Source organism: Kitasatospora sp. NPDC059577 (assembly GCF_042735475.1).
GTDB lineage: Bacteria > Actinomycetota > Actinomycetes > Streptomycetales > Streptomycetaceae > Kitasatospora.
The window spans coordinates 74,691-90,972 of record NZ_JBHWBZ010000023.1; the positions used below are offsets into that span (position 1 = coordinate 74,691).

Sequence of the window (16,282 nt, forward strand, 5' to 3'; positions counted from 1 at the left end):
TCGGCCGAGGCGGTCCGGGCATTTCCTGAAAGGGAAAGACCCAGCCGGGCGAGCGCCCGGCGGGCGCTGGGAGACGGCTATGAGCGAGATCGTCGGTAGCCCCCGCAGTGGCAACGCACTGAGCACCGCAGGCCTGGCCGGCCGCGGGCACACTCCCGTCGAGACCGTACGGGAGGCCTACTCCTTCGCGTGCCTGCGCTGCGGGTACGGCTGGGAGCAGGCGTACGACATCGAGCACCACGTGGCCAAGGACGGGCACGTCGTCTTCGAGTACCACGCCAACGGCGTCCGGGTGCCGTCCCCGCTGCTCAAGCCGACCTGCCCCGGGTGCGGTGGCCACACCGTCCGGATCATGCGCGAGGGCCGGGTGTCCTCCGCCGAACAGCCCTGGCACCACGCCCCCGGCTTCTCGGCGCACGCCGAGCCGGCCGGGCCGCTCCCGGCGCCCGAGCCCGACAAGCCGCGCGGACGCTGGGCCCGGTTCTGGTCGCGGCTGCTGGGCTGACACCGAGGACGCGGGAAGGACCGCCCCCGGCCGGGGAACAACTCGGTCGAGGGCGGTGCGCGTGCCCGACTAAGCTTTCCGACCATGGCGGCCACTGCAGACCACAGCACCACCGGGGCGAGCGCCCCGGCGTACTACGTTTCCACCCCGATCTACTACGTCAACGATCGCCCCCACCTGGGCCACGCGTACACCACCGTGGCGGGCGACGTCCTCACCCGCTGGCACCGCCAGCGCGGCGAGAAGGTGTGGTACCTGACCGGCACCGACGAGCACGGTCAGAAGATCATGCGGACCGCCGAGGCGAACGGCGTCAGCCCGCAGGAGTGGTGCGACAAGCTGGTCGAGGAAGCCTGGAAGCCGCTCTGGGAGCACCTGGAGATCGCCAACGACGACTTCATCCGCACCACCCAGCAGCGCCACACCGACCGCGTGCAGGAGTTCGTCCAGGACCTGTACGACAAGGGCGAGATCTACAAGGGCGGCTACTCCGGCCCCTACTGCGTCGGCTGCGAGGAGTACAAGCTCCCCAACGAGCTGCTCGACGGCGCGGCCGAGGACGAGAAGCTCTGCCCGATCCACAAGAAGCCGGTGGAGTGGCTGGAGGAGGAGAACTACTTCTTCCGCCTGTCGGCCTACGGCGAGAAGCTGCTGGAGTTCTACGCCGAGAACCCCGGCTTCATCGCCCCCGAGTCCGCCCGCAACGAGGTGCTGCGCTTCGTCGAGCAGGGCCTGCAGGACCTCTCGATCTCCCGCTCCACCTTCAACTGGGGCGTACCGCTGCCCTGGGACGAGAAGCACGTCCTCTACGTGTGGGTCGACGCGCTGCAGAACTACATCACCGCGGCCGGCTACGGCAGCGACCCGGAGCGCTTCGCCGAACTGTGGCCCGCGTCCGTCCACCTGGTCGGCAAGGACATCCTCCGCTTCCACGCCGTCATCTGGCCCGCCATGCTGATGGCCGCCGGACTGCCGCTGCCCAAGCGCGTCGTGGCCAACGGCTGGCTGATGGTCGGCGGCGAGAAGATGTCCAAGTCCAACCTGACCGGCATCGCGCCCACCGACCTGACCTCGCACTTCGGCGTGGACGCCTACCGCTACTACTTCCTGCGGGCGATCCCGTTCGGCACGGACGGCTCGTTCTCCTGGGAGGACTTCACCGCCCGCTACACCTCCGAACTCGCCAACGACTTCGGCAACCTGGCCTCCCGGGTCGCCGCGATGGTCGGCAAGTACTTCGACGGGGTGCTGCCGGCCTCCGCCGCCCCCGGCGACGCCGAACAGGCCGTCGCCGACGGGCTGACCAAGGCCGTCGCGACCGCCGACCGGAAGATCGGCGAGGAGCTGGACTTCGCCGGCGGCCTCGCGGCGATCTTCGAGTTCGTCAAGCAGGTCAACGGCTACATCACCGAGCAGGAGCCCTGGAAGGTCGCCAAGGACGACTCGGAGGAGGGCCGGGCGCGCCTCGCGACCATCCTCTACACCGCCGCCGAGTCGCTGCGCGCCACCGCCGTCCTGCTCAACCCGGTGATGCCGTCCACCGCCGAGAAGCTGTGGGACTCGCTGGGCGCCGACGCCGCCGGACTGGGCGCGCTCCCCGCGCAGACCGTCGCCACCGCCGCCGACTGGGGCCGGCTCCCCGCCGGCGCCACCGTCACCAAGGGCGAGATCCTCTTCCCGCGCCTCGAAGAGAAGCCGGCCGCCTGACGTGGCCGCCAAGGACGACGACCGGTCGACCCCGCCGCCGCTGCCGGAACCCCTGGCCGTGGCGGTGGCCGACTCGCACACCCACCTCGACATGCAGTCCGGCACCCCGGCCGAAGGCCTGGCCCGCGCCGCCTCGGTCGGGGTCACCACGGTGGTCCAGGTGGGCTGCGACGTGCCCGGCTCGCGCTGGGCCGCCGAACTGGCGGCCCAGTACGAACAGGTGCACGCGGCCGTCGCCCTGCACCCCAACGAGGCGCCGCGGATCTTCCTCGGCGACGCGGACGGCTGGTCCGGGCAGCAGCGCACCGCCGGCGGCGCCGCCGCCCTCGACGAGGCGCTCGCCGAGATCGACCGGCTCGCCGCCCTGCCCCAGGTCCGGGCGGTCGGCGAGACCGGCCTCGACTACTTCCGCACCGGGCCCGAGGGCGTGGAGATCCAGAAGGAATCGTTCCGCCGCCACATCGACATGGCCAAGCGGCACGGCAAAGCCCTCGTCATCCACGACCGGGACGCCCACCAGGACGTCATCGACGTCCTGCTCGCGGAAGGCGCCCCGGAACGGACCGTCTTCCACTGCTACTCCGGCGACGCCGAGATGGCCAAGACCTGCGCCGAGCACGGCTGGTACCTCTCCTTCGCCGGCCCGGTCACCTTCAAGGCCAACCAGCCGCTGCGGGACGCGCTGCTCGCCACCCCGCTCGACCGGATCCTGGTCGAGACCGACGCCCCCTTCCTCACCCCGCACCCCTACCGCGGCCGGCCCAACGCCCCGTACCTGATCCCGGTCACGGTGCGCTCGATGGCCGCCACGCTGGGGCTGCACGAGGACGAGCTGTCGGCGGCCGTCGCGGAGAACACGGCGCGGGCCTTCGGGTACTGACCGGGGTCGGTCGGGTCCGGTCGGGTCGGGTTCGGTTAAGTCCGGTCGGGTCGGGTCGGGTTCGCTCAGGTCCGGTCGGGGAGCGAGGGGCGGCCGGTGCGTCGTCCGGGGCGGTGCCGGGAGCCGCCGTCCGGGTCGACGCGTCCGGACGGCGACCCCCGCGCCCGTATCCTTGGCGCGTGAGCACCACCGACCCCACCCCTGACAGCCACCTGCTGGGCGCCGCCGACATCCGGGAACTGGCGGCCGCGTTCGGCGTGAAGCCGACCAAGCAGCGCGGGCAGAACTTCGTCATCGACGGCAACACCGTGCGGCGGATCGTCCGGGCCGCCGACGTGACGGAGCAGGACGCGGTGGTGGAGGTCGGGCCGGGGCTCGGCTCGCTCACCCTCGCGCTGCTGGAGGTGGCGCGGCACGTCACGGCGGTCGAGATCGACCCGGTGCTGGCACAGCACCTGCCGGACACCGTCGCGGGCCGGATGCCGGCCAAGGCGGACGCCTTCGACCTGGTGTTCAGCGACGCCATGGAGGTCACCGAGCTGCCCGGGCCCGCCCCCACCGCGCTCGTCGCCAACCTCCCGTACAACGTGGCCGTGCCCGTCCTGCTGCACATGCTGGCGACCTTCCCCACCATCGAGCGGACCCTCGTCATGGTGCAGAGCGAGGTCGCCGACCGGCTCGCCGCCAAGCCGGGCAACAAGGTCTACGGCGTCCCCTCGGTCAAGGCCAACTGGTACGCCGACGTGAAGCGGGCCGGCGCCATCGGCCGGAACGTGTTCTGGCCCGCCCCCAACGTCGACTCCGGGCTGGTCTCGCTGATCCGCCGCGAGCCGCCGAAGACCAGCGCCAGCCGCGAGGAGGTGTTCGCGGTGGTCGACGCCGCGTTCGCCCAGCGGCGCAAGACCCTGCGCGCCGCACTGGCCGGCTGGGCCGGCTCCCCCGCCGCGGCCGAGCAGGCGCTCGCCGCCGCCGGGATCGACCACAAGCTGCGCGGCGAGATGCTGACGGTCGAGCAGTTCGCGGCGATCGCCGAGCACAAGCCGGCGAAGGACGGGACTGCGAAGGACGGGTCGGCGAAGGAGCAGTCGGCGAGGTACCGGGCGGCGAAGGACGAGACCGTGACGGACCGGTCGGCGGAGGACGAGACCGCGACGGACCGGTCGGCGGAGGACGAGACCGCGAAGGACAGCGAGTGATCACCGTACGGGTGCCCGCGAAGGTCAACGTCCAGCTGGGGGTCGGCGGACTGCGCGCCGACGGCTTCCACGACCTGGCCAACGTGTTCTTCGCCGTCGCCCTCGGGGACGAGGTCACCGCCACCCTCGCGGAAGGCGTCACCCTGACCTGCTCCGGACCGGACGCCGCCGCCGTCCCGCTGGACGACAGCAATCTCGCCGCCCGCGCCGCCCGGCTCCTCGCCGCCCACCACGGCATCGCCGCCCCCGGCGTGCACCTGCACATCGCCAAGGCCATTCCGGTGGCCGGCGGCATGGCCGGCGGCAGCGCCGACGGTGCGGCCGCCCTCGTCGCCTGCGACGCGCTGTGGCAGCTGGACACCCCGCTCGACACCATGCTCGAACTCGCCGCGGAACTGGGCTCGGACGTGCCGTTCGCCCTCCTCGGCGGAGTCGCGCTCGGTCGCGGCCGGGGCGAGATCCTGGAACCGCTGGCCGTCGAGGGCACCTTCCACTGGGTCTTCGCCGTCGCCGACGGCGGCCTGTCCACCCCCGCCGTCTTCCGCGAGTGCGACAGGCTGCGCGAGCAGGCCGGCACCGGCTCCGGCGACACCGACGTCCCCACCCCCGACGCCGACCAGGCGCTGCTCGCCGCCCTCGCCGAAGGCGACGCCGTCGCCCTCGCCGACGCGCTCGCCAACGACCTCCAGCCCGCCGCGCTCTCGCTGCGCCCCTCGCTCGCGGACACCCTGCGGGCCGGCACCGAAGCGGGCGCGCTCGGGGCACTCGTCTCCGGCTCCGGACCCACCTGCGCCTTCCTCACCAAGGACGCCGACGCGGCCGCCGCCGTCGCCGAAGCCCTGCGCGCCTCCGGTACCTGCCGGACGGCCCACGCGACGTACGGGCCGGTGCCGGGGGCAGCCCTGCTGCCGCAGTAGCAGGACGCGCCCCGCGCGGCGCGTCGCCGGGACGGCAGTGCGGCGGGGGTGCCGCCGGGGTAGCAGTGCGGCGGGGGTGCCGCTGCGGTAGCAGTGCGGCGAGGGCGCCGCTGCGGGCCCATTAGGCTGGGGAGATCGGGGTCACCCGAGCCAGGGGCGGTGGTCCGCCCCGCGACCGCCGAACCCAGGAGCGCAGCACACGTGGCCGTCAACCTCGCCACCATCGAGTCCGTCACGAAGGTCTACGGCACCCGCGCCCTGCTGGACGCGGTCAGCCTCGGCGTCAGCGAGGGCGACCGGATCGGCGTCGTCGGCCGCAACGGGGACGGCAAGACCACCCTGATCCGGATGCTCGCCAAACTGGAGGAACCCGACAGCGGGCGGATCACCCACTCCGGCGGCCTCCAGCTGGCAGTCCTCACCCAGCACGACTCGCTCGACCCCGAAGCCACCATCCGGCACGAAGTGATCGCCGACCGGGCCGACCACGAATGGCTCGGCGACGCCCGGATTCGCGACATCATCGAAGGCCTCTTCGGCGGCCTCGACCTGCCCGGCTTCGCCGACGGCCTCGACACCGTCATCGGCCCGCTCTCCGGCGGCGAGCGCCGCCGCATCGCCCTCGCCAAGCTGCTGCTCGGCTCGCCCGACCTGATCGTCCTCGACGAGCCCACCAACCACCTCGACGTCGAGGGCATCAACTGGCTCGCCGAACACCTGCAGAAGCGACGCTCCGCCCTGGTCTGCGTCACCCACGACCGCTGGTTCCTCGACCAGGTCTGCACCCGGATGTGGGACGTCCAGCACGGCGAGGTGCACGAGTACGAGGGCGGCTACTCCGACTACGTCTTCGCCCGCGCCGAACGCTCCCGGATCGAAGCCGTCGAGGAGCAGAAGCGCCAGAACCTCGCCCGCAAGGAACTCGCCTGGCTGCGCCGCGGCGCCCCCGCCCGCACCTCCAAGCCGCGCTACCGCATCGAGGCGGCCAACGCCCTGATCGCCGACGTGCCCGACCCGCGCGACAAGTCCGAGCTGATGAAGTTCGCCAACGCGCGGCTCGGCAGGACCGTCTTCGAGCTGGAAGGCGTGACCGTCAAGGCCGGCCCGAAGCTGCTGCTGGAGAACCTCACCTGGCAGCTCGGCCCCGGCGACCGGATCGGCCTGCTCGGCGTCAACGGCGCCGGCAAGACCTCGCTGCTGCGCGCCCTGCGCGACGCCTACGCGAGCGAGGGCGACGTGCAGCCCGAGTCGGGCGTCATCAAGGTCGGCAAGACCGTCCGGCTCGCCTACCTGTCGCAGGAGGTCGCCGAGCTCGAACCGACCACCCGGGTGCTGCAGGCCGTCGAGCAGGTCCGCTCCCGCGTCGACCTCGGCAAGGGCCGGGAGATGAGCGCCGGCCAGCTGTGCGAGCAGTTCGGCTTCGGCAAGGACAAGCAGTGGACGCCGGTCGGCGACCTCTCCGGCGGCGAACGCCGCCGCCTCCAGCTGCTGCGGCTGCTGATGGACGAGCCCAACGTGCTGTTCCTCGACGAGCCGACCAACGACCTGGACATCGAGACGCTCAACCAGCTGGAGGACCTCCTCGACGGCTGGCCCGGCTCGATGGTCGTCATCAGCCACGACCGCTTCTTCATCGAGCGGACGACCGACGTCGTCCACGCCCTGCTCGGCGACAAGAAGATGCGGATGCTGCCGAACGGCATCGACGAGTACCTGGAGCGGCGCGCACGGATGGCCGCCGCGGCCGCCCAGGCTGCCCAGACCGCCACCGCCTCGGCGGCTCCCGCGGCAGCCGCGGACACCGCCGCCCCCGGCCTCTCCGGCGGGGACCTGCGGGCCGCCAAGAAGGAGATGCAGAAGCTGGAGCGGCAGATCGCCAAGCTGGACCAGAAGGAGTCCAAGCTGCACGCCCAACTCGCCGAGCACGCCGCCGACTTCTCCAAGGTCGCGGAGCTGGACGGGCAGCTGCGCGCGGTCCGGGACGAGAAGGAGGAGCTGGAGATGAGCTGGCTGGAGCTGGCCGAGCAGGTCTGACCCTGCGGACCGGCGGTCGGTGGGTCCCCGGCCGCTCGGCCGTTTGGTCGGTCGGTTGCTTGGCCGGTCGGCCGGTCGTCCGGCCGGTCGACCGGCTGCTCAGCCGCTCGCCAGGAGTGTTTCGAGCTCGTCCGCCGCACGACCCAACGCACTGCGTGTCGGATCGTGCGGCGCGGTCGGACGGACCGCCGCAGTCGTCGGCAGGCGGTGCGCACGGGCGGCCGCCGTCAGTTCGTCCAACGCCCGCCGGACCCGGTCCACCTCGTCCGGGTCCGGCACCCGGCCGCCGAACCGGATCTGCGCCGCGAACGCCGCCACCGCGCCGCCCAACCGCTCCAGCGCCGCCGTCGCCGGCAGCCAGCGCTCGGCCAGCCGCCCGGTGGGCGGCGGCTCGGACAACCCCTGCCGCACCTCCTGGCGGGCATCCGCCAACGACCGGTACGCCGAACGGCGCAACCACACCTCGGCCCGGTCGGCCCGTCCCGCGGTCACCGCGTCGAGATAGGCCCGCAACGCCGTCGCCGCGTCGACCAGCCGCGGCTCGATCCGGTGACGCGGACGCTCCGGCCACAACAGGTAACCGAACAGCAGGACCACCGAACTGGCCAGAACGGTGTCCAGCACCCGCGGCCAGAACTCCGCCGCACTGCTCTGGCCGCCCAGTTGGAGCAGGACCAGCGCCATCGGCGTCATCACCATGGTGTTCAGCCCGTAGTGCGCCGCCGACGCGTACGGCAACAGCGCCACACAGAGCGCCGCCATCGCCGTCAGCGCCCACTCCTCGGTGGTCAGCACCACCAGCGCCGCCGTCACCGCCACCCCCAGCACCGTGCCCACCGAACGGCTCACCGCACGCAGGAACACCGAGCCGAGATCCGGCTTCAGCACGAACGCGATCGTCATCGGCACCCAGTAGCTCTTGCTGAGCGGGAAGTTGGCCGTCACCGCCGAACCGACCGCCACACACAGCGCCACCCGCAACCCGTACCGCACCGACAACCGGGACAACAGCCGCACCCGCAGCCGCCACGGATCGGGCGGAGGCGCCACGGCGGTGCCGAGCCGCACCTCACGACCCGCCACCGTCTCGGCGGCGGCCCGCAGGGCCACGTCCAAGGCCTGCCGGGACGGCGTGTCCGGCCGCCACCCCGGCACGGCGACCTCACCACCACCCCGCCGCACCGCCTCCGCCAGCAAGCGCGGCACCTCCGCGACCTCCGGCGGCACCGGCCGCCGGGCCCACAACAGACCGGTCGCCGCCTCGGTCGCGGCAAGCGCGGCCTCGTACACCCGCCTCGTCGGCCCACTCCCGGGCAGGACGTCCTGGACCAGATTCAGACGGGCCGTCAACACCCGGCGCGAAGCAGCCGCCCGCGCCGTCCCCAGATCGGCCAACGTCCGGCCCAGCGCGTCGTACGCGGCCGCCAACGCCCGGTACCGCGGATCCGCCGCAGGACGGTCCGGCACCCCCGCCGGCAGCCCCAACACCACCACCAACCCGGCACCGGCCACCATCATCGGCGCCCCCGCCCACCACGGCCCCGGCAACGGCATCCCACTCCCCAACGCCGCCGACACCAGCAACAGCATCCCGGCCGCCGAACCACGCGGACCCGTTGCACTCAACGCACCCGAAACGAACGCCGCCACCGTCAACACAGCACCCAGAACGACACCGCCGACACCGACGAACTGCAGAACGGCGCCCACCGACATGCCGACCGCGGAAGCCGACACCGCGCTCCCGATCCGCACCACCCGCAACCGCGCCGGCTCGACCCGGTCGTTCATCGTCGCGTGCATCGCCCCCAGCCCGGCGAACACCCCCAGGTCCAACCGGCCCACCCACAGACCCGCCGCCAACGGCACCGCCATGCCCACCGCCGCCCGAACCATCAATGCCCACGGCACCGGCGGCCGCTCGGGCCGCACGGCACGGGCCCACCAAGGAGTGGCCTTCGGGAAACTCATGCGGACACGTCCGTTCTGCGGCCTGGGGTCGCTGCTGTGCGACATTGCGCGGCAGATGGGGCGTACCGGGTCAGTCTACCCAGCGGCCCCGCGCGGCCGGCCGTACGTGCCGAGTTCGTGCCGATCGCGTACGGGCGGGCCAAGGGCCCTGCCCGCCCGACGGAGGCGAAAACCGCCCACAGGCCGGACGGTTCGCCGACCAGGGCGGTACGGCCGAGAAGTTGACGGTGTGTTGCGACACCGAACCACCCCGGGGGACCCTGGGCGGCAACCGGCCGTACGGGGGAGAGGTGAACTGCTGTGTCCGACAAGGATGTACCGGGCTCGGGGACGAACCCAGGAGGGACGAGCCCCGCTGGAGCCAGCCCACCGGCTGCCGGCGAGACGTACACATTGCCCTCCAACCCGAAGATGTACGGCCCCACGATCAGTGAGTCGCAGACGTACGGCGACGCCAACGCCCTGGTCGCCGCCTTCGGCAACCAGAACGTCCAGGTCGAGATCGACACGCTCACCGTCTTCGCGAAGAAGGTCGAGGCGCTGCTCCTGGCGATGGACGGATCGGCGGCTGCGCCGTACAACCTGCAGGAGCAGAAGCTCCAGGGCAAGGACTTCGCGAGCGCGACGTTCGTCGAGGCCACGGACCTCACGACCGCCTACGGCAAGGTGCACAGCCAGCTAGTCCAGCTCCACAAGGATTTCCTGGCCCAGATCACGGCGATGAAGGACGCGGTCTCGAAGACGGCGAGCAACTACCAGACCAACGAGGACAACACGACGGCCGCGCAGAACGCCGTTGCGAAGGGTGTCGGCGCCACCCCGCCAGCGGGAGCGTCGAGCAGGCCCGCACCGAAGCCCACCAACTTCGATCTCTGATGGTGGCGCGGGGGAGAGACGTACGGGGAGACGGGGAGTAGGCAGTGGCAGGCGAAACGAAGTTCGACGCTATCGAACATCAGAAGCTCTACGACATGGTCAAGGACACCAATCCCACATTGGTGCTGAGCCGTGGCAACCAGCTCGGGCAGGCCGGTCGGGTCCTGAACGAGCTGAGTGCGGCACTCAAGTCGCACCTCGGCAACATTGTCTGGGAAGGACCGGCGGCCGAGAGCTTCAAGACGTGGGCCGGAAACCTGCAGCAGTCGGCCGAGTTGCTGGGAAAGTACTCCTCGGGCGCCGGCGACGCCATGCATCAAGCCGGTGAGGTGCTCAGCAGCGTCAAGTCCGGCATGCCGCCCGTGCCGCCGGACGCGCTCAGGTGGGTGAACGATCGCAAGACCCAGAAGCCCGACCCTCAGGTGGTCCAGCGGCTGCAGCTCGTCTCCATCAAGCCGGATGGCAGCGGGCCCACCAGCGCCGAGATCGACACGGCCATGAAGCGTGCCAACCCCGACACGTGGGTCTCCGAAACGGAGGCGATGGCTGGCACGCGCGAGCTCTACATGGCGCACCAGGAAGCCATCCACCAGATGGAGAAGCTGGGGCAGGCGTACACGGCGGCGACGACGACACTGAACGGGCTCGGCGACAACGTCGTGCTGCCGGGGACGCCTGGGGACGATAGCAACAGGGGCGGTGCCTCGGAGTACACAGGGGGCGGTGTCCCGGGCGGAGGGTATGGAGGCTCTCTCCGCAGCCCTCGCACGAACGGCGGTAGCACTGAAGCCAGCTACAGCCCCGTCGGCGGCAGTTACGGCGAAGGCCCGAGCCCGCCGCGTGATCCGGGAAGTGGTCAGGGCCCCTCGACCCCGACGCACGCCAGCCCAACTCCTCCTTATGGTGGCGGTCAGCTGCCACCCGCACCGCAGGACCCGGGCTCCGTGATCCCGCCGACCGGCCCGACCAACCGTCCCGGCACCGACCTCACCAGCCTGCCGACCGTGCCGACCCTACCGGGCCAGACCGGACCTGCTGGTCCCGGTGGAGACCTCCCAGCGAGCGGCCCCGGTGGGAACCCGGTTATCCCCGGCTTGCCCGGTGGACCGGGCGGGACTCCGGGGCTCCCTGGCCTCCCTGGGGGCGGACCCATCGGCTTTCCGGTCGGGGGCGCCGGCTCGATCCCGGCCAAGAGCAACGGCAACGGCTACCTGTCCAGCAAGGGCGGCGGCTCGATTCCGCCCCGTACGGTTCCGTTCGGCGGCGGCACATCGCCGGGCAGGTCCGGCGCCTCGGGCCTGCCCACCGGAACGGTCTTCGGCGCCCGTGAGGCCGAGCCCGGCCGGGCTGGAATGCCTGGCGGTGTGGGCGGTATGAATCCCGGCATGGGGGGCCATGGTGTCGGCGGCTCGGGAGGCGGTGGCGTACGCGGGGGCCGGGGCCTGACGTCGACTCCGGGTGGCACAGTAGGAGGTCGCAAAGGACCGGCCGCTGGTGGGGAATTCACCCCGGGCGGTACGGGCCTGCGCAACCGGGCCGGTGCGGCGGGCCCCGCTGAGGGCGGGACCAGGTCGGGCCAGAACGGCATGATGGCACCCGGAGTGGCGGGCCACGGCGGCCGGAACGGGCGCGACAAGCGTAAGCGGGCCGACTATCTCCACGAGGACGAGGAGACCTGGACCAGCGATACGCCGCACAGCAACCCGGACGTGGTTGAGTAGGACGACATGACTGCCCGGCCGCTGGGCCTTCCCAGAGGCCGGGCAGCGCTGTTCTGGGTGCCGGTCTTCCTTATGGGGACACTGACGAGGAGCTGAGATGGGGCGGACGTACACACGAGCGCGTGGGCGGGGGATTGCTGCAGTGCTCCTTGCTACGGGAATCGTGGTTGGCCCGGTCACGGTGCCGGCAGCTGCCGCTGGCTCGATTCGCGCCGATCAGTGGCATCTGGATGCCATGCACGCCCCGGAGATGTGGAAGACCTCGCGGGGGGAGGGCATCACGGTTGCAGTGATCGACGGCGGTTTCAAGCTGGATCATCCTGACTTGGAGGGGCAGTTTCTGCCCGGAAAAGACTTCAGCGAAAGCCCGGGTGGGGTCGGCTCCTATGGCGATCCACATGGGACGCAGATGGCCGGACTCATCGCAGGGACAGGGAAGGCCAATGGGGGTAACGGGGCTTATGGGTTGGCGCCGGGAGTCAAGGTCCTGCCGCTGAAGATCAACAATGGCTCTGTGGGAACACTGGTCTCGAGGGATTTTCTCGACCAGGTCGGACAGGCTGTCGCATATGCTGTCGACCAGGGGGCCAAGGTGGTCAATATTTCCCAGGGGATAAATTCGGTTACCACATTCCCAGAGGACGTGGTCAAGCTGAACCAAATTCTGGCGGCCGCGAGAGCGAAGGGGGTATTGGTTTTCGCAGCTGCGGGGAATGAGGCGAAGTCGGGAAATCCGGTGGACTATCCAGGCGCCCTTCCTAACGTCGTCGGGATCGGGGCCGTCGACCGGAACGGAACCGTGACGGATGAGTCCGAGGTGGGACCGCAGGTTGCCCTTGTTGCCCCTGGTGCCGACACGATCTCGGCCTGCACGGCTCCCTCCGGATACTGCAAGGGCCATGGGACGTCCGATGCGACAGCTCTGGCTTCTGCTTCGGCCGCGCTGGTTTGGGCGGTGCACAAGGATTGGACGGCAAATCAGATTCTGCGGGTGCTCATCAATACGGCGAGTAAGCCGAAGGACGGATCCAATCACACTGATGACGGTGGGTACGGCGCGGTCCGGCCGCGGATCGCTCTGACGTCTCCCGGCGACCCGGGTCCTGCGGACCAGTCGCCGCTGCCGGCTGATGCGGCCCCTCCGTCGACAGCCCCGTCCCCGACTGTCAGTTCTCCGGCTCACCCGTCGTTGGCGCCGAGTTCCACTGGGAGCCCGGGCGGCAAAGCGGTAGGTGCGCCGACGGCGCAGCCGAAGGCCGGCGTGTCGTCCGGGTCGGGTGGCGCGTTGCCGATCGTGGGTGGCGTGGTGGCCGGGTTGGTGCTGCTGGCCGGGTTGGTGTTCGTGGTGGTGAGGCGGCGGAAGGGGGCGGTCGTACAGCCGTCGGCTCAGGTGCCGCCGGTGCCGGCCCAGCAGTCGATCGGTGCGGCGTCGCCGCCTCCGCCGTCGTACGAGCCGCCAGTGGCTCCGGGGGAGAATCCGTACGCCAAGTAGTTGAAGGTGTCCGGTGTGGTGGGGGAGTCGGATGGGGATCCGTTGGTCGTGGGCTCGGCGACTCGTGGTCGTGGGGCTCGCGAGTGCGTGCGTGGTGGGGGCGGCTTCGCCTGCATTTGGGGCCGGGTCGATCCGGGCTGATCAGTGGCATCTGGATGCCATGCATGCCCCGGAGATGTGGAAGACCTCCACCGGGGAGGGGATCACCGTTGCGGTGATCGACGGGGGCTTCAAGCTCGACCATCCGGATCTGGTCGGGCAGTTCCTTCCGGGGAGGGACTTCAGTGGTAGCCCCGGCGGTGTGGGGTCCTTCGTGGACGGCCACGGCACCGAGATGGCCAGTCTGATCGCCGGAACCGGCAGGAGCGGTGGCGGGACGGGCGCCTATGGATTGGCGCCGGGGGCCAAGATTCTTCCGCTGAAGATGAATGACGGATCGGACCGGTCGCTGGGGGCTTCCATCTCGTCCGACTTCCTCGATGAGGTCGGTCAGGCCGTGAACTACGCGGTCGAGCAGGGTGCGAAGGTCATCAACGTTTCGGAGGAGAGCGCGGCGGTCACGGCCACGCCGGAGAACGTCGCCAAGTTGAACCGCATTCTTGCGGCGGCCAGGGCGAAGGGGGTGCTCGTGGTCGCGAGCGTCGGGAACTCCGCGAAGGACGGCAATCTCCTCATGTATCCGGCCGCGCTGCCCAATGTCGTCGGCATCGGAGCCCTTGACCGAAACGGCACGGTGACGGATGAGTCCCAGACGGGGCCGCACGTCACGCTCACGGCCCCCGGTGCGGAGGTGATCGACGCCTGCACCAGCTCCACCGGCTATTGCAAGCGTCATGGAACGTCCGCTGCTGCCGCTCTGGTGTCGGCCTCGGCAGCGCTCGTCTGGGCGGTGCACAAGGACTGGACGGCGAATCAGGTCCTGCGGGTGCTGATCGATACGGCCGGGAAGCCGAACGACGGATCCAACCGCAGGGATGACATCGGATACGGCGTGGTCCGGCCGCGGATCGCCTTGACGTCTCCCGGCGACCCGGGTCCGGCGGACCGGTCGCCGCTCGCGTCCGACGTGGTCCTGCCGTCTTCGGTGCTGTCCCCCGCCGCGGGTCTGCCGTCCTCCGCGTCGTCGGCGTCGGGTCCCGCTGCGAGTCCGACCGCCGGTGCCGTCGGTGCACCGCCGGTGCAGCCGAAGGCCGGCGCGTCGTCGGGGTCGGTCGGCGTGTTGCCGGTCGTCGGTGGTGTGGTGGCGGGGCTGGTGCTGGTGGCCGGGGTGGTGTTCGCCGTGTTGAGGCGGCGGCGGCCGGCGGTCGTTGAGCCGCCGGTTCACGTGCCGATGCTGCCGCTCCCGCCCTGGGCGACGCCCGAGTCCTTGCAGGTGTACCGGCCTCCGGCGCGGCCGGAGGAGTAGCCGTTCGGGTGGGAGCCGGTGGGCCGTGACGGCGGCGGTGTCCGGGCGGCACTGCCGGAGCCCGGAGCCCGGAGCCCGGAGCCGCGGTCGGCGGGGCGGCGGGCGGTGTGTCCCGGGCCCCGGGGCTCGCGCGGAGTGCGGGGCGGGCGTGGGGGTGTGGCTGCGCGCGGGGGTCACTCGGGTGGCGGCTGGTGGGGGTGGGGGCGTGGTGGTGAGGGTGGTGGTATGGATGCGGAGGGTGCTTGGCGGGCAGGGCAGTTGCGGCGGGCGGCGGCTGCGGCGCTGATCGGTACGGCGATCGAGTTCTACGACTTCTTCATTTACGGGACGGCGGCCGCGTTGGTGTTCGGGCCGGTGTTCTTTCCCGGGCTGGGTTCGGTGGGGGCGTTGTTGGCGGCGTTCTCGGTGTACGCGGTGGCGTTCCTGGCCCGGCCGTTGGGGGCGGTGGTGTTCGGGCACTTCGGGGACCGGGTGGGGCGGAAGGCGACGTTGGTGGTGTCGCTGCTGCTGATGGGGTTGGCGACAGCGGCGGTGGGGCTGCTGCCGGGGTTCGGGGCCTGGGGGTGGTGGGCGCCGGTGGTGCTGGTGGCGTTGCGGGTGTGCCAGGGCGTCGGGTTGGGCGGGGAGTGGGGCGGGGCGGCGTTGTTGATCGCGGAGAACGCGCCGGCCGGGCGGCGGGGGCGGTACGGCGGGTTTCTGCAGTTGGGGCCGACGAGCGGTTTCGTGCTGGCGAACGGGGTGTTCCTGGCGCTCCAACTCGGTTTGGACGAGCGGGCGTTCCGCGAGTGGGGTTGGCGGGTGCCGTTCCTGGCCTCGTTCGTGCTGGTCGCGGTGGGGTTGTTCGTGCGGCTGGGGATCGAGGAGTCGCCGTTGTTCCGGTCGGCCGGTCGCGGGGAGCGGGCCCCGGTGCTGGAGGTGTTGCGGGAGCACTGGCGTCCGGTGCTGGCGGGCGGCGGGGCGATCACGGTGGGGTACGCGTTGTTCTACCTGACGACGACGTACGTGCTGGCGTACGCGACCTCGGGGCTGGGAGTGGCGAGCACGCTGGTGCTGACGATGCTGCTGGTCGGCGCGGTGGGCATGGCGGTGATGGTGTGGCTGAGCGCGTCGCACAGCGACCGGTGGGGGCGGCTGCGGACGCTGCGGTGGGCGACGGGTTTCGCCGCGGGCTGGTCGCTGGTGCTGTTCCCGCTGGTGGAGACGGTGAGCCGGCCGCTGATGTTCGTGGCGCTGGCGGGCGCGATGGTGGGGTTGGGCTGCATGTTCGGGCCGGTGGCGGCGTTCCTGCCGGAGTTGTTCCCGACCCGGGTGCGCTACACGGGTGCCGCGTTGACGTACAACCTGGGCGGTGTGATCGGTGGTGCGACGACGCCGTTGGTGGCGACGCGGTTGACCGAGGCGTACGGGACGGCGCAGCCGGCGGGCTGGTACCTGGCGGGGCTGGGCGTGCTGGCCCTGGGGTGTCTGCGACTGCTGCCGGAGACGGTGGGTGCCGAGCTCGGGTCGGTGGACGGGCCGGTGGACGGCGGACGCCGCCGGGCGCCCCTGCTGGGGACGGATCCGGCGGCGTAGGCGCGC

12 protein-coding genes are annotated in these 16,282 nt (G+C 71.5%); 11 read left to right on the forward strand and 1 reads right to left on the reverse strand.

Going from position 1 to position 16,282, the window contains the following annotated elements; genetic code table 11:
- Positions 1-79: 79 nt before the first annotated feature.
- The 6 genes from ACFV0O_RS19815 (at position 80) to ACFV0O_RS19840 (ending at position 7,239) form a co-directional block, all read left to right on the forward strand.
- On the forward strand, positions 80-505 hold the full coding sequence (locus ACFV0O_RS19815) for a hypothetical protein (RefSeq protein WP_380343285.1): 426 nt from the start codon (positions 80-82) through the stop codon (positions 503-505).
- Positions 506-589: 84 nt separating this feature from the next.
- Entirely contained in the window at positions 590-2,212 is a 1,623-nt protein-coding gene (metG, locus tag ACFV0O_RS19820; RefSeq protein ID WP_380343286.1) for a methionine--tRNA ligase, read from the forward strand.
- Position 2,213: 1 nt separating this feature from the next.
- The gene (locus ACFV0O_RS19825; protein ID WP_360259278.1) at positions 2,214-3,092 is read left to right on the forward strand and encodes a TatD family hydrolase; all 879 of its coding nucleotides are present in this window, start codon (positions 2,214-2,216) and stop codon (positions 3,090-3,092) included.
- 179 nt (positions 3,093-3,271) lie between these two features.
- Positions 3,272-4,288: a 16S rRNA (adenine(1518)-N(6)/adenine(1519)-N(6))-dimethyltransferase RsmA gene (rsmA, locus tag ACFV0O_RS19830; protein ID WP_380343290.1), complete on the forward strand. Its 1,017-nt coding sequence runs from the start codon at positions 3,272-3,274 to the stop codon at positions 4,286-4,288.
- On the forward strand, positions 4,285-5,205 hold the full coding sequence (locus ACFV0O_RS19835; protein WP_380343293.1) for a 4-(cytidine 5'-diphospho)-2-C-methyl-D-erythritol kinase: 921 nt from the start codon (positions 4,285-4,287) through the stop codon (positions 5,203-5,205). Before rsmA ends, ACFV0O_RS19835 begins: the two co-directional genes overlap by 4 nt.
- Before the next feature lie 201 nt (positions 5,206-5,406).
- Complete coding sequence (locus ACFV0O_RS19840) at positions 5,407-7,239, forward strand: ABC-F family ATP-binding cassette domain-containing protein (RefSeq protein WP_380343296.1); 1,833 nt, start codon at positions 5,407-5,409, stop codon at positions 7,237-7,239.
- Positions 7,240-7,338: 99 nt separating this feature from the next.
- Here the strand turns inward: ACFV0O_RS19840 and ACFV0O_RS19845 are convergent, their stop codons facing one another.
- A complete protein-coding gene (locus tag ACFV0O_RS19845) occupies positions 7,339-9,210 on the reverse strand; it encodes an FUSC family protein (protein WP_380343299.1) in 1,872 nt (623 codons plus the stop codon).
- Between the two features lie 393 nt (positions 9,211-9,603).
- Between ACFV0O_RS19845 and ACFV0O_RS19850 the strand changes: the two genes are divergently transcribed.
- The 5 genes from ACFV0O_RS19850 (at position 9,604) to ACFV0O_RS19870 (ending at position 16,276) form a co-directional block, all read left to right on the forward strand.
- The gene (locus ACFV0O_RS19850; RefSeq protein WP_380343302.1) at positions 9,604-10,086 is read left to right on the forward strand and encodes a hypothetical protein; all 483 of its coding nucleotides are present in this window, start codon (positions 9,604-9,606) and stop codon (positions 10,084-10,086) included.
- Between the two features lie 44 nt (positions 10,087-10,130).
- Positions 10,131-11,807 (forward strand): hypothetical protein, encoded by a 1,677-nt coding sequence (locus ACFV0O_RS19855; protein WP_380343303.1) that lies wholly within the window; start codon positions 10,131-10,133, stop codon positions 11,805-11,807.
- Between the two features lie 142 nt (positions 11,808-11,949).
- Positions 11,950-13,299, forward strand: a complete 1,350-nt coding sequence (locus ACFV0O_RS19860) for a S8 family serine peptidase (RefSeq protein ID WP_380343305.1) — start codon at positions 11,950-11,952, stop codon at positions 13,297-13,299.
- 31 nt (positions 13,300-13,330) lie between these two features.
- A complete protein-coding gene (mycP, locus tag ACFV0O_RS19865) occupies positions 13,331-14,704 on the forward strand; it encodes a type VII secretion-associated serine protease mycosin (protein ID WP_380343308.1) in 1,374 nt (457 codons plus the stop codon).
- 225 nt (positions 14,705-14,929) lie between these two features.
- Positions 14,930-16,276, forward strand: a complete 1,347-nt coding sequence (locus tag ACFV0O_RS19870) for an MFS transporter (RefSeq protein WP_380343310.1) — start codon at positions 14,930-14,932, stop codon at positions 16,274-16,276.
- Positions 16,277-16,282: the final 6 nt, after the last annotated feature.

Coding starts and splice junctions, on each gene's coding strand:
- ACFV0O_RS19845 (WP_380343299.1), bottom strand. CDS start 9,210: ATGAGTTTCCCGAAGGCCACTCCTTGGTGGGCCCGTGCCGTGCGGCCC.
- ACFV0O_RS19815 (WP_380343285.1), top strand. CDS start 80: ATGAGCGAGATCGTCGGTAGCCCCCGCAGTGGCAACGCACTGAGCACC.
- mycP (WP_380343308.1), top strand. CDS start 13,331: ATGGGGATCCGTTGGTCGTGGGCTCGGCGACTCGTGGTCGTGGGGCTC.
- metG (WP_380343286.1), top strand. CDS start 590: ATGGCGGCCACTGCAGACCACAGCACCACCGGGGCGAGCGCCCCGGCG.
- ACFV0O_RS19870 (WP_380343310.1), top strand. CDS start 14,930: ATGGATGCGGAGGGTGCTTGGCGGGCAGGGCAGTTGCGGCGGGCGGCG.